Origin of the sequence: Nocardia sp. NPDC006044 (assembly GCF_042871115.1) — a bacterium.
In the GTDB taxonomy this organism is placed as follows: Bacteria; Actinomycetota; Actinomycetes; order Mycobacteriales; family Mycobacteriaceae; genus Nocardia.
In genome coordinates this window covers 2,130,956-2,151,859 of record NZ_JBIAID010000001.1, presented here as the reverse complement: position 1 = coordinate 2,151,859, position 20,904 = coordinate 2,130,956, and the positions used below count along the sequence as shown (strand labels likewise).

Below are 20,904 nucleotides of genomic sequence, written 5' to 3'. Positions count from 1 at the left end.
GCCGGGTACATCAGACCCGTTCCGCCGAGCGGGTGCGCACGCGCAGCGCGATCGGCTTCTGCGTTTCGGCGAAGAAGTCGTTGCCCTTGTCGTCCACGACGATGAACGCGGGGAAGTCCTCGACCTCGATCTTCCACACGGCTTCCATGCCCAGTTCGGGGTATTCGAGGACCTCGACGGACTTGATGCAGTCGAGGGCGAGGCGGGCGGCGGGGCCGCCGATCGAGCCGAGGTAGAAGCCGCCGTGCTCGTGGCACGCCTTGGTCACCTGGGCTGAGCGGTTGCCCTTGGCCAGCATGACGTGCGAGCCGCCGGCCGCCTGGAACTGGTCGACGTAGGAGTCCATCCGGCCCGCGGTGGTCGGGCCGAAGGAGCCGGAGGCGTAACCCTCCGGCGTCTTGGCCGGGCCCGCGTAGTAGACGGCCATGTCGCGCAGGTACTGCGGCATCGGCTCGCCGGCGTCGAGGCGTTCCTTGATCTTGGCGTGCGCGATGTCGCGGGCGACGACCAGCGGGCCGGTGAGCGAGAGCCGGGTCTTCACCGGGTATTTCGACAGCTCGGCGCGGATTTCCGACATCGGCCGGTTCAGGTCGATCCGCACCACGTCGCCGCCGAGGATCGAATCGGTCTGCTCGGGCAGGTAGTGCGCGGGCTCGCGTTCGAGCTGCTCCAGGAACACGCCCTCGGCCGTGATCTTGGCCAGCGCCTGCCGGTCGGCCGAGCAGGACACCGCGATGGCCACCGGGCAGCTGGCGCCGTGCCGGGGCAGCCGCACGACGCGCACGTCGTGGCAGAAGTACTTGCCGCCGAATTGCGCACCGATGCCGAAGGATTGGGTGAGCTTGAAGACCTCCTCCTCCAGCTCCAGATCCCGGAATCCGTGCGCGGCGAGCGATCCCTCGGTGGGCAGGTTGTCCAGGTAGTGCGCGGACGCGTATTTGGCCGTCTTCAAAGCGAATTCGGCGCTGGTACCGCCGATCACCACGGCGAGGTGGTAAGGCGGGCAGGCCGCGGTGCCGAGCGAACGGATCTTCTCGTCCAGGAACTCCAGCATGCGCGTGGGGTTCAGCACGGCCTTGGTCTCCTGGTACAGGAACGACTTGTTCGCCGAACCGCCACCCTTGGCCATGAACAGGAACTTGTACGCCGGATGCGCGGGATCGCCTGCCGTGGAATACAACTCGATCTGCGCGGGCAGGTTGGACCCGGTGTTCTTCTCGTCCCACATGGTGATCGGGGCGAGCTGGGAATAGCGCAGGTTCAGCTTGGTGTAGGCGTCGTAGACGCCGCGGCTGATCCATTCGGCGTCGTCCACGCCGGTCAGCACGCCCTCGGACTTCTTGCCCATGACGATCGCGGTGCCGGTGTCCTGGCACATCGGCAGGATGCCACCCGCGGAGATGTTCACGTTCTTGAGCAGGTCCAGCGCGACGAAGCGGTCGTTGCCGCTGGACTCGGGGTCGTCGATGATCTTGCGCAGCTGCGCCAGGTGGGTCGGCCGCAGGTAGTGGCTGATGTCGTGCATCGCCTCGGCGGTCAGCAGGCGCAGCGCCTCGGGCTCGACCTGCAGAAAGGTGCGGCCGCCGGCCTCGAAGGTGTGCACGCCCTCGGTGGTGAGCAACCGATACGAGGTGTCGTCCGCGCCGATCGGCAGCAGGTCTGAATAGCGAAAGTCCGGGGCGGTCACGGGAACGCACTCCTTCGGGCGGGGGCAGGGCTGGTCACAGGCACAGCGAGCGTATCCACCCGGCTACGTCACACGCTGGTTAGGCAAGGCTTATCTCTAGCAGTTGACACAAAAGGTTGCACGTTCAACCCCGGGGGTGCTACCTGTCGTTCCACACAAAAGCGTTAGGACGTCCAAGCGTCCCATCGCCGCAACAACCGTCGCGCGACACACAACGACGCGCGACAATGTATGAACGCCAGAGTTTGGAGCGCTATCGTGACCGATCCCCATTGGCTCGATGACGTCGAAATGCGCGCCTGGGTGGGCTTTGTGCGCACCCGCGACCTCATCGCCGCGGCGGTCGGGCGAGACTCGACGCGCGAATCGAATCTCACCTATGTCGAATACTCGGTGCTGGCCTTCCTGAGCAAGACCCCGGAGCACCGCTGCACCTTCGCCGATCTCGCCGCGCAGCTCGAGTGGTCGCAGAGCAGGTTGTCGCATCAGATCACCCGGATGGAGAAGCGCGGACTCGTTGTCCGCGAACCGATCCCCGACGACGCGCGCCGCACCGCGGCCCGGCTGACCCCGCGCGGCGCCGAGGTGCTGACCGGCGCCGCGCCCGCGCACGTGGTCAGCGTGCGCAAGCACATGATCGACATTCTCGACCGGCAGCAGCTGGCCGCGCTCGCCGACATCTACGACACCTTGCTCGCGCATCATCGGCAAACGCCGAGCGAGAACTGAGCGCTCAGGCGGAGGCGCTGGCCGCCTCCCGCGCCGCCGGCTCCGCGGATTCGCTTGCCCCGCCGCCGGTTTCGCGATGGCCGACGGGCAGGCCGAGCGCGCGCTCGAACCCAGCGGGCACCACGAGGTCGCCGCGATCCAGTTCGGCGACGCTGGTTTTGCGCAGGCCGAGCAGCGCCGAATCGATTCCACCGCGCAGGATGTCGAGGACGTTCTCCACCCCCGCCTGCCCGTTCGCGGCCAGGCCCCACAGATACCCGCGTCCGATCATCACCGCGCGGGCTCCGAGTGCGACCGCCTTGACCACGTCGCTGCCGCGCCGGATGCCGCCGTCGAGCACCACCTCGATCTGCGACCCCACCGCGCCGGCCACAGCGGGCAGCGCCCGGATGGCGGCGGGCGTCCCGTCCAGGTTGTTGCCGCCGTGGTTGGACACCGAGATAGCGGCCACGCCCGCGTCGACCGCACGCAGCGCGTCGTCGACCCGGATGACGCCCTTGAGCATCACCGGGCCGTCCCACTGGTCGCAAATCCATTGCACGTCTGCCCAATCCGGCGGCGGCGTGCCCATCCATTCGCCGTAGGCGCCGAAGAACCCGGGCGCCGGGCCGTCGCCGACGGCCATGTTCGGCGCGGTGAGATCCGGGATGTGCCCGGACTTGGCGTAGGTGGCCAGCCAGCGCGGCCTGGCCAGGGTCTGCGGCGCGAACTTCAGCATGGTGCGCAGGTCGAGCTTCTCCGGGATGACCGGGCTCCCCCAGTCCCGGCCGTGCGAGAACGACCAGTCCAGGGTCAGGATCAGCCCCACCGCGCCGGCCGCCTGCGCCCGTGCCATCCGCTGCAGGATCTCGTCTTTGCCGCCGCACCAGTACATCTGGAAGAAGGTCGCCGGATTGGCCGCGATGACCTCTTCGATCGGCTTGCTGGCAAAGGAGCTGAGCCCCATCGCGATTCCGCGCGCGGCGGCCGCACGGGCCACGGCCACTTCACCATCCGGGTGCACGGCCTGCACGCCGGTCGGCGAGATCATGACCGGCATCGAAAGGTGTTGCCCGAGAACGGTGGTCGACTGGTCGCGCGCGCCGATGGCGCCGGCGACGTGCGGCGCGAAACCGAGTTCGGTGAACGCCTGCTGGTTGTCCTCGATCGTCTGACCGCGCTCGGATCCGGCGATCAGCGCGCCGTACACCGACTTCGGCAGTCTCTTCTTAGCACGCCGCTGCGCTTCGGCAACGGTTTCGAACCACGGGTTCATGGTCGGAGGGTCCTTTCGGGAGCGGCTACCGGCCACCACAGCCGGGTTCGGTCGAGCAGGTCGGTGGTCAGGTGGTCGAGCAGCGCGACGCCCTCGTCGGCGTCGGCGCCGGTGGGATCGCCGAGCACGCCGTTGGCGCTGACCGAGCGCACTCCCGCGTCGCGCAGCAGCGGCATGAGCTGGGCGAGCGGGCGGACGTCGCCGGCTTCGGCGCGGTCGAGCCGCACCCGGTCCGGCGTGAGCGCCAGTTGCACCGCGGTTTCGGCGCGGCCCGCGTGCGGATCGCCTTGGTAGCGCGGCAGATACACGCGCACGTCGCGGGATTCGCCGCGCAGCAACGTTTCCGCGCGGCGCAGCGGTTCGAGGTTGCCGCCGTGCCAGTTGACGAGCAGGATGCGGTCGAAGGTGTCGGTCGCCGAGCGGCACAGCTCGACCACCAGCAGTTCCAGCGCGGCCTGCCCGATGGACAGGGTGCCGGGGAAGCCCGCGTGCTCGCCGCTGGCGCCGTACGGGATGGCCGGTGCGACAAGCACATCCGGCCGGGCAGCGGCCAGCCGCGCGCACAGGGCCGCGGCGATGTCGGTGTCGGTGGACAACGGCAGATGCGGTCCGTGCTGTTCGGTCGCGCCGACCGCCACCGCGAGAATCGCGTCCGCGGCCGCCCGCTCCCCGGCCTCCGGCCAGGTGAGATCGGCCACCGCGCGGGCCTGATCGGCCGGCCCGCCGCTGTGGTCTGCGACACTTTCGAACATATCCGGAGATTATCGTCAGTCACTGACATAATCAATAGCCGTGCCAGCCAGGACCACCCGCGGCCGCCCGCGCGGAACCAGCAAACGCGAACTCGAACTGATCGCCATGCGACTGTTCACCGAGCAGGGCTTCGAGGACACCACCGTCGAGCAGATCGCCGCCGCCGCCGGGATCAGCGGTCGCACCTTCTTCCGCTACTTCCCCACCAAGGCCGAGGTGCTCTGGTACCAGTTCGATGACGAAGTCGCCGCTCTGCGCACCGCCTTCGCCGAGGTGCCCGACGATGTTCCGATGATGACCGCGGTGCGTCGGGTTGTGGTGAACGCCAATCGATATCGGGCCGAGGACGTGCCCGAGCTACGCACCCGCATGCAACTGGTCGCCACCATCCCGGCGCTGGCCGCCACCGCGGGCGCGCACTACGACGCATGGGAGCGCGCGGTCAGCGACTTCGCCGCCCGCCGACTGGGCGAGCCGGATAACGCCTTGATCCCGCTGGCCGTCGGACGCACCACCCTGGCCGCGGCCCGCGCCGCGTTCGACGCCTGGCTGGCCCGCGCCGACGCCGATCTCACCGTCTATCTGGAGGAGGCGCTGCGCGGACTGGAACGCGGTTTCGCCCCCCGGCCGTGAATCGCAAGCGAACAACCGGCAGGTTTCATCGGCAACCCAGCTGGGGTATGACTAGGCTCGGTGTCGGCCTCACGGCCGAGACGCACGATGATCCCGACTCAAACCGTCGAAAGGGGCAGGAGTTTCCATGTCCGAGGTGTCCATGAGCCTTTCGGCGGATTCGCTGACCGCGGGACCGGTCGACAACCTGCTTCCGCAGCTGGTCGAGCATCTGCGCCAGAACCGCACCGCGCTGCGTGAGGAGTGGGCTCGCCGCATCACCGACGCTCAGCTCCTGACCGCGATGACCCCGGAGGAGATCTTCTCCGAGGCGACCTCCGTCTACGACAACTACGTCGAGGTGCTCGAGACCGGTAGCGTCGAGGCGCTGCAGGCCTACGCCCGCGACCTGTCCGAACGCATCATTCCCAGAGGCGTCGAAACCGACGAGGTCCTCGGCATCGTGCTGCTGCTGCGCGACGTGCTGGCCCGCTCGCTGTTCGAGAAGTACCAGGCCGACTTCCAGTTACTGAACGCGGTCCTGGACGCCTACGAGCCCGCGGCCAACCGCATCGCCAACACCGTGGGCGTCTCCTTCGTCCAGGAACGCGAGCGCGTCATCCGCCAGCAGCAGGAGGCGATCCGCGAGCTGTCCACGCCTGTTCTCCAGGTGCGTGAACAGCTGCTGATTCTCCCTATCATCGGCGTGCTGGACAGCCAGCGCGCGCGCCAGCTCACCGAGCAGTTGCTGCGCGCGATCCGGGCCAACCGCGCCAAGGTGGTCGTCATCGACATCACCGGTGTGCCGCAGATCGACTCGACCGTGGCCAACCACCTGGTGCAGACCGTCGACGCGTCCGGACTGATGGGCGCGAACGTGATCATCACCGGACTGTCCTCGGAGATCGCGCTGACCCTGGTCACCATCGGCCTGGACCTGTCCAAGATGAACGCGGTCGGCGACCTCCAGGGCGGCATCGAGGAAGCCGAACGTCTGCTGGGTTACGAGGTTTCCCGAGTCGCCGAACGGGTTACCGAACGCGACGGCCGCTAGATCAGGGCGGGCAGATGCCGGTACCGATTCTCAAACAGGGCACTTATCTCATCGCGTCGGTTCAATCAGCGTTGACCGACGCCGATACCGAACGCCTGCAGGACGACCTGATGAAACAGGTCAGCAAATACCGGGCACACGGCATCATCGTCGACGTCACCGCGATCGACATCATGGATTCCTTCGCGGCGAGATCGTTGCGTACCATCGCGCACATGACGCAGCTGCGCGGCGCCGAAACGGTGATCGTCGGGCTGCAGCCGGAAGTCGCGTTCGCCATGGTGCAATTGGGGCTGACGTTCGAGGACATGCACACCGCCCTCGATCTCGAAGAGGGTCTGGCCTGGCTGAACAAGAAGACCGCCTCCCCACGCCAGCGGGACGGTCGTGACAGTGGCCGCTGAGAACCTGGTGATAGCGGTCAGAGTGTCGGGCGACATCGTGATCGCACGTCAGGCTGGCCGCGAACTGGCAGCGAAGCTCGGATTCACACTGACAGACCGCACCATGATCTCCACGGCGATCTCCGAAATCGCCCGCAACATCACCAGTTACGCGGGCAGCGGCGAGATCCGCCTGCTGGTCGACGACCGCGAGGGCAGGCAGGCGCTGGTGGTGCAGGCCGAGGACCAGGGGCCCGGCATCATCGACATCCCCCGCGCACTCGAGGATGGCTATTCGACCGGGCGCGGACTAGGACTCGGTCTTCCCGGCGCGCGCAGGCTGATGGATCGGCTGCTCGTCGATTCCGCGCCTGGCAAGGGCACGTTGGTGGAGATGTGGAAGTGGGTACCCAACGGTGCATGAAGACGGGTTCATCGGCCGAATCGAGTGGGCGGTGGCCGGTCGCGCACTCCCCGGCCAGCGCGTCTCCGGTGATCGCGGCCTCATCCTCGACACCGGCGGCGGCACCGTCCTTTTCGCCGTCCTGGACGGGCTCGGCCACGGCGCGCCGGCGGCCGACGCCGCCGACCGGGCCGCGCAGGTGCTCTCGGAGAACCGCGCCGAACCATTGGACGTGCTGATGGTGCTCTGTCATCGGGCCATGGCCGACACCCGCGGCGCCGCGGTCTCGCTCGCGCTGTTCGATCCGAGCGACACGGTGCGCTGGCTCGGCGTGGGCAACGTCGAATCCCGGGTGCTCACCGTGAGTCCCGCCGGTCTGGCCGTGCGCGCGACCATCCTGCTCACCGCGGGCATAGTCGGTTACCGACTACCGCAGAATCTGCAACCGCAGACCATTCACGTGCGCCCCGGCGACCTGCTGCTGATGTCCACCGACGGCATCGTCACCGAGTCCGCCGACGCGATCGACCTGTCCAAGTCGACCGCGGACATCACCGCCGACATCCTCGGCAAGCACGCCAAGGACACCGACGACGCACTGGTGCTCGCCGCCCGCCACCGCGGTTCGGCGCAGGGCCCCGCGTCATGAGGGGCCGCGCGTTATGACCGCATTGGCCGAGTTCCTCGACGAGTACGCGAAAGCGCTACGGCGGCACCTGGATTCACCGACGCAGGGGACCCTGGCCGAGGGGTACGAGCTCGGCCGGCGCGCGCTGGTCGAGGGCATCAGCCTGCTCGATCTCAACGAGCACCACTTCCGGGTGGTGCAGGCCGCCGAGCACGACGCGGGCCTCGGCAAACCGGATTCCCGGCTGGCCGAGTCGGCGCTGGAGTTCCTGCTGCAAACCCTTGCCGCCCTGGACATCGCGACCCGCGGCTACCTCGACGGAGTCGGGCGGTATGAGCAACAGCGCACCCGCGCGGACGATCTGGCCGGCCGCGACGCCTTCCGCACCGCGCTGGTGGAGTCGCTACAGGACGGCTTCTTCGTCGCCGATTCGCAGGGCGCGATCATCGAGGTCAACTCCGCGTTCGGCGCGCTGACCGGTTACGGCGCCGCCGACGTGCCCTACCCGCTGCCGCATCCGTGGTCGATGCCGGAGGGGCCGCGCTATCCCGATCTCGGCACGGAGGCACTGCGTTTCGTCATCCCGATCCGGCATCGGGACGGGCGCTCGCTGTGGCTCGCGGTGAGCACCAGCGCCTTGGTCAAGCCGGAGAACAACGAACGCATCTTCGTCGGCACCATTCGCGACGTCACCGCCGAGCACGACGCGCAGGCCCGCGACCAGGCCGCGTCGCGGCTGGCCACCGCGGTGGGCGCGGCGACCAGCGTGGTCGAGGTGCTCGCGGTCGGGCTCGACGAACTGCGGCGCACGGTCGGCGCGCAGACGGCCGTGGTGTCGGTGTGGCCGAGCAGGCACGTCGAGCCGGAGGTGTACGTCTCCGGTGCGGAGGGCGCCAACGGCCCGGAGAGCGCCGAATTGGACGCGCGCGCACGGGCCATGCTCGACCGGGCCAGACGCAGACCCGGACGCAGCCTGTTCGCGATCCCGGAGGGCACCGACAGTTCCGAGGGCATCGTCGCGCCGCTCGGCGAAACCGGTGACGCCGCACTGTGGTTGCGCTTCGCCGCGCCGCGCGCGATCAGCGCCGCCGACTGGACCCTGTTCTCGCTGCTGATCGGGCACCTGAGCCTCGCGGTGCAGCGGGCGCGCAACTTCGATCAGGCCCGCTCGACCTCGCTGACCCTGCAGCGCGCCATGCTCGGTCCGATCGAACTGCCGCCGCGGTTCTCGGTGCACTACGAGCCGGCGCTGCCGCCGCTGGAGATCGGCGGCGACTGGTACGACGTGGTCCCGTTGCGCGACGGCACCATCGGCGTCGTGGTCGGCGACTGCGTCGGCCGTGGCCTGTCCGCCGCCGTGGTGATGGGTCAATTGCGTACGGCCGCACAGGCTTTGCTGTTGCGCGGGGCCGGGCCGGCGCAGTTGCTCGCCGAGCTGGACACCGTCGCCGGGCGGATTCCCGGCGCGATGTGCACGACCGTGTGCGCCGCGGTCCTCGACCCGGTGCGCGGGCTCGTCCGCTACAGCAGCGCAGGTCACATGCCGCCGATCCTGGCCGATGTCGACGCCACCGGTCGTCTGCTGGAAGGCGGGCGGTCGTTCCCCCTCGCCACCTTCGAGACGCCGCGCCGCCCGGAGGCGACCACGGCGCTGACGCCGGGCTCGACCCTGGTGCTGTTCACCGACGGCCTCGTCGAACAGCGCGGCGTCGACATCGACGACAGCTTCGCCAAGATCGCCGACGTGCTCTCCGGCACCTCCGCCAAGCTGCCCCGCGAGGTGGCCGACGCGGTGCTCTCGCGCCTGCGCCCCGCCGCGGGCTACGACGACGACGTCGCCATGGTGGTGTACCGCCAGCCGCCCGCGCCGCTGCGCCTGGAGGTGCCCGCGCACGCGGATGAGCTTGCGGCGCTGCGCCGTACGCTCAAGGCATGGCTGGCCGCCGCCGCGGTGCCGCACGATCTCGCCTCCGATCTGGTCGCCGCCACCAACGAGGCGTGCAGCAACAGCATCGAGCACGCCTACCGCAACGGCGCCGTGCCGACCGGCCGCCCGGAGAGCACCGACCGCTCGATGGGCCGCGTCGCCCGCGCCCTGCGCGACCCGTCCGGCGACGTCAACCGGGTCGAGTTGACCGCGACCTGCAACACCGAGACGGTGGTGATCACCGTCGAGGACGCCGGCAGCTGGAAGCCCCGCTCGGCCGACCCCGGCTACCGCGGCCGCGGCATCGACATGATGCGCGCCCTCACCGAGGAGCTCGACATCGACCACACCGGCCCCGGCACCCGCGTCCGCATGTCGGTCACCCTGCCCGCCATCACCTTCCCGGTGGCAAACCCGTTGCGCGGCATCAACCGCCGCATCACCGGCTAACCCTCCCGCCGAATCCCGTAGCGCAGGTGTGTGACTCGTTCACCGGGAATCACCGTCGGGTTGTCCAGCAGGTACGGCGCCACGCCGACCCGATCGAAGAACGGCACTCCGCCCCCGAGCACGACCGGCACCATATCCACCCAGATCCCTTCCAGCAGACCGAGTTCCAGACATTGCCGGGCCATGGTTCCGCCGTTCACGCCGATCATCTTGCCGTCGGCGAGCTGCGCCGCCTGCTGGACCGCCGCCGCGTCGAATTACCGCCAGCACGGACCCCTCAGCGCACGGCATCGTGGTCGGCATGCATCGAATTGTTGATCTCGGGGTTCTCTACTTCGGTACCCCGGTGGTGTTGATCGGCACCCGGAATCCGGACGGGAGCGCGAATCTCGCGCCGATGTCGTCGGCGTGGTGGTTGGGTGATCAGTGCATGCTCGGGATGAACACCGGGTCGCAGACCTCGCGGAACATGGTGCGGGAGCGGGAGTGTGTGTTGAACCTGCCGTCCTCGGCGCTGGCGGCGGCGGTGGACCGGCTGGCGCTGCTGACCGGTTCGCCGAGCATGAGCCCGCACAAGATCGAGAAGGGGTACCGGTACGAGCCGGACAAGTTCACCGCCGCCGGGCTCACCCGGCTCCCCGCGGACCTCGTCGCGGCGCCGCGGGTCGCCGAATGCCCGATTCACCTCGAATGCGAGCTGCTGGCCGCCGAACCGTTCGGCGTCGACACCGGCGCCATCGCCCACACGGTCCGCGTGCTGCGCGCACACGTGGCCGACGAGCTGATCATCCCGGGCACCACGCACGTCGATCCGGCCGGCTGGGATCCGCTGATCATGAAGTTCTGCGAATACTTCGGCAACGGCACCCAAGTACATCCGTCTCGGCTGGCCACCGCCTGGCAGATACCGAGCGCCGCGACCAGCCATTGAGCAGAACCGCCGGTAACGACCCGATTCTGAAGCGCCGCAACGGCAACTTCGGCCCGCGTCCTGCGGTAAGGTCGGACCTTATGAACGCGCCTGGGTTGCGAATTTGCCGCTACTTGTGTGTGGTGGAGTTGTGACAAACACTTCCGGAGACGCGTATCCCGTTGCCGACACGATGACCACCACGGTCGCTGCTCAGGACGGCGCGACGGTCCTCACGGTGGCAGGCGAGGTCGATCTGGCGACGGCGCCGGCACTGGAGAGCTCGATCGAGGCGATCCTGAACGGCAAGCCCGCGGCCCTGATCATCGACCTGAGCGCAGTCAGTTTCCTCGCCTCGGCGGGCATGGCCGTGCTCGTCGCTACCCACCAGCGTGCGGGCGAATCGACCGCGATCGCCGTCGTCGCCGACGGCCCGGCCACCAGCCGCCAACTGAGAATGACCAATCTCGACCAGGTCTTCGCCGTGCACTCCACCCTGGAGGCGGCGCTCGCGGGCTTCCGCGACCGCTGACCGCATCGCTGCGCCCGGCGAGCAAGCCGACAGTGCTTGCCCGCCAGCCGCTTCCGCGAATCAGCAGAGTTCGCGCAGCTGCTCGATCAGCTTGACCCGATCGGCCGGGGTGGCGGCCATGGGGAGCACGTTCAGCACGGTGACGCCCGCTTCGGCGAAGGCGGCGACCCGCTCCTTGACGTAGCTCGCGGGGCCGACCAGCGAGATGTCGCGGACCAGGGCGTCGGGGACGACCTTCGCCGCCTCCTCCTTCTTGCCCGCCAGGTACAGCTCCTGGATACGGTCGGCCTCGGCGCCGTAGCCGTACTTGGTGGCCAGCGCGTGGTAGAAGTTCTTGCCCTTGGCGCCCATGCCGCCGATGTAGAGCGCGAGGTGCGGCTTCACGAATTCCAGCAGCGGCTCGACATCCTCGCCGATGGCCAGCGCCGGGCTCGCGTACACCTCGAGTGGGCCGAGCTGCGGATCCCGCTTGGCGAAACCGGCCTCGAGCGACTCGCCCCAGATCTTGTTCGCCTGCTCCGGCAGGAAGAAGATCGGCTGCCAGCCCTCGGCGATCTCGGCGGTCAGCTCGACGTTCTTCGGGCCGATCGCGGCGAGCAGCACCGGAATACGTTCGCGCACCGGATGATTGATCAGCTTGAGCGGCTTGCCCAGGCCGGTGCCCTGCCCTTCGGGCAGCGGGATCTGGTAGTACTTGCCCTGGTATTCGAGCTTCTCCCGCCGCCACACCTTGCGGCAGATCTCCACCAGTTCCCGGGTGCGTCCGATGGGTGCGTCGTAGGGCACGCCGTGGAAGCCCTCGATCACCTGCGGACCCGACGCACCGAGGCCGAGGATGTAGCGGCCGTCGGAGACGAAGTCGAGGCCGGCCGCGGTCATCGCGGTCAGGCTCGGGGTGCGGGTGTAGATCTGCAGGATGCCCGAGGCCAGCTGCAGCCGGGTGGTCTTGGCCGCGAGGTAGCCGAGCGCGCTCACCGCGTCGTACGAGTACGCCTCGGGGACGAACACGATGTCCAAGCCCGCCTGCTCCAGATCGGCGACCTCCGCCGCCGCCTCTTTGAAACCGCCCGAGTAGTTGATGCCCAATCCGATCCGCATAGCACTCAACATAATGGCGACTACGGGCCGCCGCCGCACCGGACCGGTCCGGCAGGCCACGCATGCGGTCGAACCGGTAGCGTTGACCGCGCACTCCGCACCCTCGCCGCACCATGAAAGGCCACTGACCCGTGTCGCAGCCGAGCACCTCGTCCCAGGAAACCGCCTCCTCGTTCGGCGAGGCGACGCTCGCGCGGTACCTGGACGATCTGGCCGCCAAGATCCCCGCGCCGGGCGGCGGAGCCGTGGCCGCGCTGCACGCCGCGCAGGCGGCCGCGCTCGTCGCGATGGTGGCGCGCTACACGACGCGGGCCAAGGACGCCGAGCACCGGCCGGTGGTCGACCGGATCATCGAGGCCGCCGACGCCGCCCGCGCCCGCTCGCTGGCCCTGGCCGATGCCGATGCCGCCGCGTTCACCGCGGTCGGTGCCGCCTACAAGCTGCCGAAGGGCACGCCGGAGGAGATCGCCGAGCGCACCGCCACGATCAACGCCGCGCTGGTCGAGGCCGCGCGGGTGCCCGCCGCGGTGGTGGACGAGGCCGATGAGGTGCTCTCGCTGGCCACCGAGCTGTTCCCGATCGGCAACCCGAACGTGGTCACCGATATCGGCGCCGCCGCCGACGCCTGCCGGGCCGCGGCCGGCAGCTCGCAGCTCAATATCGAGATCAATGTCGCGTCGCTGCCCGCCGACGAGGGCGACCGGTTCGCCCCGGTTTTGCTGCGGATCGAGGAACTCGTCGCACGCGCCGACAGCCTGCATGCCGACGTGGTGCACGCCGTTCGCGGGTAGCCCCGGTTTCCGTATCGCACGGCCGGGTATGTCGGCGGAAAGTCGCCGACCAAGCCGAGGAGGTAGCCGTGCAGATCGGATATAAGCTGGCCGCGGAGGCATTCGGGCCGAAAGAGCTGATGCGCCAAGCGGTTCGAGCGGAATCCGCCGGATTCGACTTCGTCGAGATGAGCGACCACTATCACCCGTGGCTGGACGTGCAGGGGCATTCGCCGTTCGCATGGACGGTGCTGGGCGCGATCGCGGCGCAGACCGAGCGGATCGGGCTGGCGACCGGGGTGACCTGCCCGACCGTCCGCTATCACCCGGCGATCATCGCGCAGGCCGCGGCGACGCTGGCTCTGGTGTCCGATGGCCGGTTCACCCTCGGCGTGGGCTCGGGCGAGCGGCTGAACGAGCATGTGGTCGCGCGGGAGTTCCCGGACGCGCGCAAGCGTCAGGAGATGCTGCGCGAGGCGCTGGAGATCATCCGGCTGCTGTGGCGCGGCGGCTATCGCTCCTACGACGGACGCTACCTGTCGCTGTCGGACGCGCGGGTCTTCGACCTGCCCGATGAGCTTCCGGTCATTGCCGTCGCGGCCAGCGGACCACCCTCCGCGCGCATCGCCGCTGAGCTCGGTGACGGGCTGTTCGCCACCGAGCCGAAGTCCGAGATCATCGAGCACTACCAGGCGGCCGGTGGCGCCGGACCGCGCTATGCGGAGGTCCCGATGGCCTGGGCCCCGGACGAGGAGACCGCCGCCAAGGCGGTGCTCGAGACCAGCCGCTGGGCGCTGACCGGGTGGAAGGTGATGAGCGAACTGCCCAACCCGGTCAATTTCGATGCCGCGTCCAAGACGGTGCGGATCGAGGATGTGGTTCAGCAGTTCGCCTGCGGTCCGGATCCGGCCCGCTATGTCGACGTGGCGCAGAAGTTCGTCGACGCGGGGTTCGATCACCTGGTCATGCAGAACGCCGGACCGGACCCCGACGGTTTCATCGATTTCTATCAGCAGGAACTCGAACCCCGGCTCCGGCAGCTCACCCCGAAATCGGGGGCGTGATCAGATCGGCGAATTCCACGCCGTCAGCACGATTTTGCCGCGGACCCGGCCGGACTCGCTGAGCTGGTGTGCTTTTGCCACATCGGCGAGGGGCAGGACCTGATCGACCGTGACGCGCAGGTGTCCGCGGTCGACCATGGTGGTGATCTCACGCAGGGAGACACCCGCCGGTTCGACATAGAAGCGTTCGTATCGCGGATCGGTCTCGTCGCGCGGATCGGTCGCGCTGTCCGGGCCCTGCATGTCGAGGTAGCGCCCGTTCGGGCGGAGCACGCGCAGTGAGCGCGCACCGTATTCGCCGCCGACCAGGTCGAGCACGACATCGATGTCACCGACGGTGTCGGCGAAATCGACTGCGGTGTAATCGATCACCTCATCGATGCCGAGTTCCCGCAGATACTCGTGGTTGCCGGCGCGAGCGGTGCCGATCACGTGCGCGCCACGATGCTTGGCGATCTGCACCGCGAGATGACCGACGCCACCGGCCGCCGCGTGCACCAGGACGCGCTGCCCCGCACCGACGGCGGCCAGCGCCTGCCAGGCGGTCGACGCGGCGACCGGCAACGCCGCCGCGTGGATGTGATCCAGGCTCGCCGGTTTCAACGCCAGCGTATGTTCCTGCGCCACAAGGTATTCGGCGTTAGCACCGCCCATCACCATCCCGTGGACGGCATCGCCGCGCTGAAACCGTCCGGCCCCGGGCCCGAGCTCCTCGACGACCCCGGAAACGTCCAATCCCAGTGTCAGCGGCGGACTTCCGAGCACGGGCACGTGTCCCGCCCGAACCTTCCAGTCCGCCGCGTTCACGCTGGTCGCGGCGACCCGCACCAGCACCTCGCCGGGTCCCGGCCGCGGTTGTTCCACGTCGACCGTTTCGAGAACGTCCGGACCGCCGAATGCGCGTTGAATGATTGCCAACATGCCAACGATTCTGCGGCGACCTAGTATCTGTTGGAAAGAAGGCACCTTAATGATCCCGAGGTACCCAATGGATACTGCCCCCGCCTCGACCCTGGTCGAGAGCTACCTGCACAAGTGCCCGGCCCGCGAGATCTTCGCCGTCCTCGCCGACAAATGGGTCCTGCTGGTCCTCGTCGTCCTGCGCGACAACCAGACCCCCGTCCGCTTCAACGACCTGCGCCGCCGCCTCGACGGCATCACCCAGAAGATGCTCACCCGCACCCTGCGCAACCTCGAACGCGAGGGCCTGGTCCACCGAGCCGTCTACCCGACCGTCCCGCCCAAGGTCGAATACTCCCTGACTCCGCTGGGCGAAAGCCTCGGCGTGATCAGCCAGGCCCTCGGCAATTGGTCCGACGAACACCAACACCAAATCCTCGCCGCCCGAGCGGCTTTCGACGCCCGCCCAGCCCCGGAGCCACTACCCCTCTGACCGCGGGCGCGTTCACGGTCGACGCGGGACGCTCGGATCGACCGCTGACCTGCACGAACGATCGTGCGAGAGGTTGAACCGCCGGGTTTGCGGGCCGAGGGGGCGGGTAGGCAGCATAGAGAGGGGCATGGTGGTCGGTTACGACTGCGGCACGGCTGGGATCGATTCGTAGACCCGAGTTGATCATGCGGCCTAAAATTTAGTTTGCTTGCCTACCCACCATCTCGAAGGGGTGGAGCTCATGAGAAAAGTCATCCGATATCTGTTCCTAATGATCTTGATCGCGGTAATGGCCGTGTTCTGGTCGGGAACGGCGACAGCGACGCTGATCGGGAACACCACAACAATCGGTCCGGTCGAATCGATCGGGCCCTCGGGCGGGCAGGTGGTGGGCGTGGCCCACCCGGTGACCGTCCGATTCGCGGCACCGGTCGCCGATCGCGCGAAAGCCGAGCGGAGTATCGATATCCGGACCACGCAACCACTGACCGGGACGTTCGCGTGGACCAACGACCGGGAGGCGGTGTGGACGCCGACCGGCTTCCTGCCCGCCAATGCCAGGATCACCGTCGGCGTCGGCCCCGCCCGCGCCGAATTCGACACCAACGCAGGGGTTTACGGTGACGGCGACATGTCGGCGCACACATTCACGCTGACCGTCGGCGGCATACCGCGGACGATGCCCGCCTCGTACGGCAAGCCGAAGTACCCGACCCCGTCGGGCACCTTCCCCGTGCTGGAGAAGGCGCGCAACGTCGTGTTCGACTCGCGCACCATCGGCATTCCGCTGTCCTCGCCCGAGGGCTATGTGATCAACGGTGAATTCGCCGAACGCCTCACCTGGGGTGGTGTCTATATCCACTCGGCGCCGTGGTCGGTCGAGGATCAGGGCAACGCGAATGTCAGCCACGGTTGCCTCAACCTGTCCCCGGAAAACGCCGAATGGGTTTATAACGTCATCAATGTCGGTGACCCGGTCACGTTGCACTGGTAAAAGCATCGCACACCCGCGGACCGCTTCGGCGGTCCGCAGGTCCGGATACCCGCATCGGGACGGCGCGCATCGCGTCGCTGTCAGCTCCCCCGCATGACATGATCGAGCGAGTGAGACAGTAGATCTCAGTCGCTGGACCCGCTAGGAGCTGATTGATGACGACCGCAACCCGCTCGGATATCGAATTCCAGTCGGACGGCAGCACGGTGCGGGGCTGGCTGTATCGGCCCGAGACCACCGGCGAACCGGTTCCCGTCGTGGTCATGGCGCACGGGCTGGGCGCGGTCAAGGAAATGCGCCTGGATGCCTTCGCCGAACGATTCGCCGCCGCCGGGATCGCCGCGGTGGTATTCGACTACCGGCATTTCGGCGCCAGCGACGGCGAACCGCGGCAGCTGTTGAGCATCGGCCGTCAGCTCGCCGACTGGTCGGCGGCGATCGACTACGCCGCTCGCCTCGACGGTGTCGACTCGGCTCGAATCGCTGTGTTCGGAACGTCTTTCAGCGGCGGGCATGTGTTGCGCGTGGCCGCGCAGGATCGCCGGGTGGCGGCGGTCGTCTCGCAGTGCCCGTTCACCGACGGTCTCGCCTCGGCGCCGACCGTCGGCTTCCGGCCGCTGCTCGGCATCGCCGCCCGCGCCATCGCGGACGTCGCCGGCGCGGCCCTGCGCAGGCCGCCGGTCACCGTCGCGCTGACCGGCCGGCCGGGCGAGACCGCGTTGATGAACGCACCGGACGCGGCCCCCGGCTACACCGGGCTGGTGCCGCCGGCGTTCACCCATCCCAACGCCGTCGCGTCCCGCATCGGCCTGACCCTGCCCCTCTATCGCCCCGGCCGCAGCCTGCGCAAGATCGACGTCCCGGTCTTCCTCGGTGTCTGCCTGAACGACACCGTCGCCCCGGCGCGCCGCACCCTGCGTTACGCGGCGGCCGCCGGATCCACTGTCGAAGTGCACGAGTATCCGGCCGGCCATTTCGACATCTACGTCTCCCCCGATTTCGACAAGGTGGTGGCCGACGAGACCGCCTTCCTCGTCGAACACCTGCTGCCCTAGGCCGCCTCGATCAGCGTATCGTCGCGGGAAAGCAGTGCGGCATAACGCCCGTCGAGCGCCATCAGCTCGTCGTGCGATCCGCGCTCGACGACGCGTCCCTGGTCGAGTACGACGATCTGGTCGGCATCGCGAATGGTCGACAGCCGGTGCGCGATGGTGATCGTGGTCCGGTCGGCCGCGAGCGCGTCGATCGCCTGCTGCACCTCTTGCTCGGTGCGGGTGTCCAGCGCACTGGTCGCCTCGTCCAGCACCAGGATGGGCGGATTACGCAGCACCGCACGGGCAACGGCGAGGCGCTGCTTCTCGCCACCGGAGAACCGGTAGCCGCGCTCACCGACGAGAGTGTCGTAACCGTCCGGCAGGCTCATGATGTGCTCGTGGATCTGCGCGACGCGGGCCGCGTCGTGCAGTTCCCCTTCCGTCGCATCGGGTTTCGCAAACCGCAGGTTGTCGGCGACCGTGGCATGGAACAGGTAGGTCTCCTGCGACACCACGCCGACGGCGGCGGCGAGATCGGCAAAGGACAACTCGCGCACGTCCTTACCGTCGATGGCGATCCGCCCCGAGGTCACGTCGTAGAGCCGCGCCACGAGGTAGCCGAGAGTGGTTTTCCCGGAACCGGTTTCGCCGACGATGGCCAGACTCGACCCGGCGGGCACCGTGATGTCGATGTCGCTCAGCACCTCTCGGTTCCCCGATCCGTACGAGAACCCGACATGATCGAATCGGACGGCACCCGTCACCTCACCGAGCGGCACCGGCTGGACCGGCTCTTCGATATCCGGCTTCAGATCCAGGTACTCGAAGATCCTGCCGAACAACGCCATCGAGCTCTGCACCTCGACACCGGTCGACAGCAACTGCACCATCGGCCGCAGCAGCGTGGTCTGCAAAGTGGTGAACGCGACCAGCGTGCCGATCGACACCAACGGCCGTCCGCCCGTCGCCGTGAGTCCGGCTGCCCAATAAATGACGGCAGGCATGGCGGACATGACGATCATGATGGTCGACTGCCGCCACCGGCCCGCCATGCTCGCGCGCACCTCCAGATCGACCAGCCCGCGCGATTCCCGCACGAAACTGTCGACCAGCGCCGGCGAGCGCCCCATCGTGCGGCCGAGCAGAATGCCGCTCACCGACAGCGACTCCTCCACGATCGCCGACAGGCCGGCCAGCTTCTCCTGCCGCTGACCGGTGATCTTGCGCCGCTCGCTGCCGACGCGGCGGCTGATCCAGACGAAGAACGGCAGCATGACCAGCGAGACCAGGGTCAGCCGCCAGTCCAGCACGAGCATCGCGGTCACCGCGGCGAGCACCGTGGTGAAGTTCGAGACCAGCGACGTCGCGGTGGAGGTGACGGTCGACTGCATGCCGCCGATGTCGTTGGCGATGCGCGACTGCACCTCCCCGGTGCGGGTCTTGGTGAAGAAGGACAACGGCATTCGCTGGAGTTGCGCGTACACCGCGGACCGCAGGTCGTGCATGACGTCCTGGCCGACGGTGGTCGAGATGTAGGTCTGGAGCACCCCGAACACGCTGGTCAGCGCAGCGACCGCGATCATGCCCGCGGCGAGCAGGGTGAGCAGACCGGTGCGCCCGTGCGGAAGCGCGTCGTCGAGCACCGCGCGCAGCATGAACGGCGAGGCCAGTGCGACGACCGAGGAAAGACAGACGAGGGCGGCCACGAGGGCCAGCCGGACCCGATAGGGCCGGAACAGCCGGACGATCCGGCGAAGGTGATGTGGGGGCTGCATAGGCGCCTCCTTCCGAAAGCTAACTGATGAAACTGAGCATGACTCATAATTGTTCCCGAAACAATGAGTTATGCTCAGAATCATGGAGCCCGTGGACACCGACCTGCCCGAACTGTTCCTGCGTGCGGCCAAACGGATCCGGCGCAACCAGGTCGGCCGGCTCGCCCCGCTGGGCCTCACCCCGGCGCAGGCGCGCGCGTTGCGCATCATCGCGCACCACGACGAACCCCTGCGGATGACCGCGCTCGCCGAACACCTCGGCATCGTTCCCCGCTCGGCCACCACCGTCGTCGACGCCCTCACCGCCGCCGACCTGGTCACCCGCGCGCCCGACCCGGCCAACCGCCGCGCCACCCTGGTCACCCTGACCGATTCCGGCCACGCCACCCTCGCCCGGATGGCCGAAGCACGCCGCGAGGCGGCCGAGGAACTCTTCGCCAACCTCACCGCCGAGCAGCGCGACACCCTGCGAGACCTGCTGGCCACCCTCGATTCGACCGCCGGATAGCACAATCCGGACTTACCGACCGGTATCCCCCGCGCGTACACCATTGTCAGCAACCGGGCAGTATTCTGCCCGGAGCGACAGCGAGTCGGCCGGACATACGCGTCCGCACGTTGCTGCATTTCGGGAACGGTGCGGATAACCTGGCGATATGACCTGACGAAGGCGGGGCGATGGATCGACCGGAGATGGGCGCACAGCCCGGATACGACTATGGGCGGGGGCCGCAGATGATGAATCGTGGTGTGCCGGAACAGCGGTACACGCCGGAGCAACGGTACGCACCGGAGGAGAGGTACCGGGGCGAGTACGCCGACTGGGTCGACCAGATGCCCGCGCGCGAACCCGAGCCGGACTACGAGCCGGAGTACTTCGAGGACGAGTTCAGCGGACTGATCGATCGATCCAAGCGAAACCGATCGGCCCGCCGGTGGGTGGTGCCGCTGCTCGGTGTGCTCGGCGCGGCGGCGGTGGCGGCCGCCGCCTTCGTGTTCTTCGCCCGCGGCGACGAGCCGGCCTCGGTGGCGACCAGCACGCCGCGGATCGCCGACCCGGCCGCCTCCAGCGGCGCGCAGTGCACCTCGGAGCAGGTCGGCAACCGGATCAAGGGCAACGACGCGGGCAACTTCGACTCCGGGCCGGGCGCGATCTTCGCCTTCCAGCACGCGTACTACGTCACCCGCTCCGGCGACGAGGTGCGCGCCGCGACCACCCAGGACGCGGCGGTGGAACCGGCCGACGCCATCCAGCGCGGCATCGACAGCATTCCGGCGGGCACCACCTACTGCGTCGCGATCACCCCCGGGGCGTTCGCCGGCCAGTACATGGTGGTCGTCACCGAGAACCGTCCCGGCCGCGCGCCGGTCACCTACAACCCGCAGCTCGTCACCACCACCAAGGACGACGGCCGCACCCTGATCAGCGCCATCAGCCCCGGCCAATAGCGCT

23 protein-coding genes are annotated in these 20,904 nt (G+C 68.5%); 16 read left to right on the top strand and 7 right to left on the bottom strand.

Going from position 1 to position 20,904, the window contains the following annotated elements; genetic code table 11:
• Positions 1–10 precede the first annotated feature (10 nt).
• Positions 11–1,687 carry a fumarate hydratase gene (locus ACFYO1_RS10210; RefSeq protein ID WP_387229026.1) on the bottom strand — a complete coding sequence of 559 codons (1,677 nt, stop codon included), beginning with the start codon at positions 1,685–1,687 and terminating at the stop codon, positions 11–13.
• Positions 1,688–1,945: 258 nt separating this feature from the next.
• Between ACFYO1_RS10210 and ACFYO1_RS10205 the strand changes: the two genes are divergently transcribed.
• Positions 1,946–2,416 (top strand): MarR family winged helix-turn-helix transcriptional regulator, encoded by a 471-nt coding sequence (locus ACFYO1_RS10205; protein ID WP_150404525.1) that lies wholly within the window; start codon positions 1,946–1,948, stop codon positions 2,414–2,416.
• Between the two features lie 4 nt (positions 2,417–2,420).
• Here the strand turns inward: ACFYO1_RS10205 and mftD are convergent, their stop codons facing one another.
• Both mftD and mftE read right to left on the bottom strand, forming a co-directional pair.
• The gene (gene mftD, locus ACFYO1_RS10200) at positions 2,421–3,671 is read right to left on the bottom strand and encodes a pre-mycofactocin synthase MftD (protein ID WP_387229023.1); all 1,251 of its coding nucleotides are present in this window, start codon (positions 3,669–3,671) and stop codon (positions 2,421–2,423) included.
• Positions 3,668–4,423: a mycofactocin biosynthesis peptidyl-dipeptidase MftE gene (gene mftE / locus ACFYO1_RS10195; RefSeq protein ID WP_387229021.1), complete on the bottom strand. Its 756-nt coding sequence runs from the start codon at positions 4,421–4,423 to the stop codon at positions 3,668–3,670. The genes mftD and mftE overlap by 4 nt, the downstream gene beginning before the upstream one ends.
• A 40-nt stretch (positions 4,424–4,463) precedes the next feature.
• Between mftE and mftR the strand changes: the two genes are divergently transcribed.
• The 6 genes from mftR (at position 4,464) to ACFYO1_RS10165 (ending at position 9,881) form a co-directional block, all read left to right on the top strand.
• A complete protein-coding gene (gene mftR / locus ACFYO1_RS10190; protein WP_387229019.1) occupies positions 4,464–5,057 on the top strand; it encodes a mycofactocin system transcriptional regulator in 594 nt (197 codons plus the stop codon).
• Positions 5,058–5,184: 127 nt separating this feature from the next.
• Positions 5,185–6,090 (top strand): STAS domain-containing protein, encoded by a 906-nt coding sequence (locus tag ACFYO1_RS10185; RefSeq protein ID WP_040735778.1) that lies wholly within the window; start codon positions 5,185–5,187, stop codon positions 6,088–6,090.
• A gap of 14 nt (positions 6,091–6,104) precedes the next feature.
• On the top strand, positions 6,105–6,494 hold the full coding sequence (locus ACFYO1_RS10180; RefSeq protein WP_107660644.1) for an STAS domain-containing protein: 390 nt from the start codon (positions 6,105–6,107) through the stop codon (positions 6,492–6,494).
• Positions 6,484–6,897 (top strand): ATP-binding protein, encoded by a 414-nt coding sequence (locus ACFYO1_RS10175; protein WP_387229016.1) that lies wholly within the window; start codon positions 6,484–6,486, stop codon positions 6,895–6,897. Before ACFYO1_RS10180 ends, ACFYO1_RS10175 begins: the two co-directional genes overlap by 11 nt.
• Complete coding sequence (locus tag ACFYO1_RS10170; protein WP_387229014.1) at positions 6,890–7,525, top strand: SpoIIE family protein phosphatase; 636 nt, start codon at positions 6,890–6,892, stop codon at positions 7,523–7,525. The genes ACFYO1_RS10175 and ACFYO1_RS10170 overlap by 8 nt, the downstream gene beginning before the upstream one ends.
• A gap of 13 nt (positions 7,526–7,538) precedes the next feature.
• Positions 7,539–9,881, top strand: coding sequence for a SpoIIE family protein phosphatase (locus tag ACFYO1_RS10165; protein WP_387229012.1), 2,343 nt, complete (start codon positions 7,539–7,541; stop codon positions 9,879–9,881).
• On the opposite strand, the gene ACFYO1_RS10160 is transcribed toward ACFYO1_RS10165, so the two are convergent.
• Positions 9,878–10,081, bottom strand: coding sequence for a hypothetical protein (locus ACFYO1_RS10160; RefSeq protein ID WP_387229009.1), 204 nt, complete (start codon positions 10,079–10,081; stop codon positions 9,878–9,880). The two genes, ACFYO1_RS10165 and ACFYO1_RS10160, sit on opposite strands and share 4 nt — an antisense overlap.
• 101 nt (positions 10,082–10,182) lie before the next feature.
• Between ACFYO1_RS10160 and ACFYO1_RS10155 the strand changes: the two genes are divergently transcribed.
• Positions 10,183–10,812 (top strand): flavin reductase family protein, encoded by a 630-nt coding sequence (locus ACFYO1_RS10155; protein ID WP_387229007.1) that lies wholly within the window; start codon positions 10,183–10,185, stop codon positions 10,810–10,812.
• A gap of 172 nt (positions 10,813–10,984) precedes the next feature.
• The gene (locus tag ACFYO1_RS10150) at positions 10,985–11,323 is read left to right on the top strand and encodes an STAS domain-containing protein (RefSeq protein ID WP_387231816.1); all 339 of its coding nucleotides are present in this window, start codon (positions 10,985–10,987) and stop codon (positions 11,321–11,323) included.
• Between the two features lie 60 nt (positions 11,324–11,383).
• On the opposite strand, the gene ACFYO1_RS10145 is transcribed toward ACFYO1_RS10150, so the two are convergent.
• Positions 11,384–12,421 carry an LLM class F420-dependent oxidoreductase gene (locus ACFYO1_RS10145; RefSeq protein WP_387229005.1) on the bottom strand — a complete coding sequence of 346 codons (1,038 nt, stop codon included), beginning with the start codon at positions 12,419–12,421 and terminating at the stop codon, positions 11,384–11,386.
• Positions 12,422–12,552: 131 nt separating this feature from the next.
• Here ACFYO1_RS10145 and ACFYO1_RS10140 point away from each other — a divergent pair, with 131 nt between their 5' ends.
• Positions 12,553–13,212, top strand: a complete 660-nt coding sequence (locus ACFYO1_RS10140; protein ID WP_387229002.1) for a cyclodeaminase/cyclohydrolase family protein — start codon at positions 12,553–12,555, stop codon at positions 13,210–13,212.
• Positions 13,213–13,280: 68 nt separating this feature from the next.
• A complete protein-coding gene (locus tag ACFYO1_RS10135) occupies positions 13,281–14,255 on the top strand; it encodes a TIGR03557 family F420-dependent LLM class oxidoreductase (protein ID WP_387229000.1) in 975 nt (324 codons plus the stop codon).
• Here the strand turns inward: ACFYO1_RS10135 and ACFYO1_RS10130 are convergent, their stop codons facing one another.
• Positions 14,256–15,176, bottom strand: a complete 921-nt coding sequence (locus tag ACFYO1_RS10130; protein ID WP_387228998.1) for an NADP-dependent oxidoreductase — start codon at positions 15,174–15,176, stop codon at positions 14,256–14,258. It lies immediately after the preceding gene.
• 67 nt (positions 15,177–15,243) lie between these two features.
• Here ACFYO1_RS10130 and ACFYO1_RS10125 point away from each other — a divergent pair, with 67 nt between their 5' ends.
• The 3 genes from ACFYO1_RS10125 (at position 15,244) to ACFYO1_RS10115 (ending at position 17,697) form a co-directional block, all read left to right on the top strand.
• Positions 15,244–15,648, top strand: coding sequence for a winged helix-turn-helix transcriptional regulator (locus tag ACFYO1_RS10125; RefSeq protein WP_387228995.1), 405 nt, complete (start codon positions 15,244–15,246; stop codon positions 15,646–15,648).
• A 241-nt stretch (positions 15,649–15,889) separates the two neighbouring features.
• On the top strand, positions 15,890–16,642 hold the full coding sequence (locus ACFYO1_RS10120; protein WP_387228993.1) for a L,D-transpeptidase family protein: 753 nt from the start codon (positions 15,890–15,892) through the stop codon (positions 16,640–16,642).
• A 155-nt stretch (positions 16,643–16,797) separates the two neighbouring features.
• On the top strand, positions 16,798–17,697 hold the full coding sequence (locus tag ACFYO1_RS10115) for an alpha/beta hydrolase (protein ID WP_387228991.1): 900 nt from the start codon (positions 16,798–16,800) through the stop codon (positions 17,695–17,697).
• Here ACFYO1_RS10115 and ACFYO1_RS10110 read toward each other — a convergent pair.
• Positions 17,694–19,451, bottom strand: coding sequence for an ABC transporter ATP-binding protein (locus tag ACFYO1_RS10110; RefSeq protein WP_387228989.1), 1,758 nt, complete (start codon positions 19,449–19,451; stop codon positions 17,694–17,696). The genes ACFYO1_RS10115 and ACFYO1_RS10110 overlap by 4 nt on opposite strands.
• 82 nt (positions 19,452–19,533) lie before the next feature.
• On the opposite strand from ACFYO1_RS10110, the gene ACFYO1_RS10105 reads away from it, so the two are divergent.
• Both ACFYO1_RS10105 and ACFYO1_RS10100 read left to right on the top strand, forming a co-directional pair.
• Positions 19,534–19,959, top strand: coding sequence for a MarR family winged helix-turn-helix transcriptional regulator (locus ACFYO1_RS10105; protein ID WP_387228987.1), 426 nt, complete (start codon positions 19,534–19,536; stop codon positions 19,957–19,959).
• 170 nt (positions 19,960–20,129) lie between these two features.
• Positions 20,130–20,900 carry a hypothetical protein gene (locus ACFYO1_RS10100; protein WP_387228985.1) on the top strand — a complete coding sequence of 257 codons (771 nt, stop codon included), beginning with the start codon at positions 20,130–20,132 and terminating at the stop codon, positions 20,898–20,900.
• The last annotated feature ends 4 nt before the right edge of the window (positions 20,901–20,904 follow it).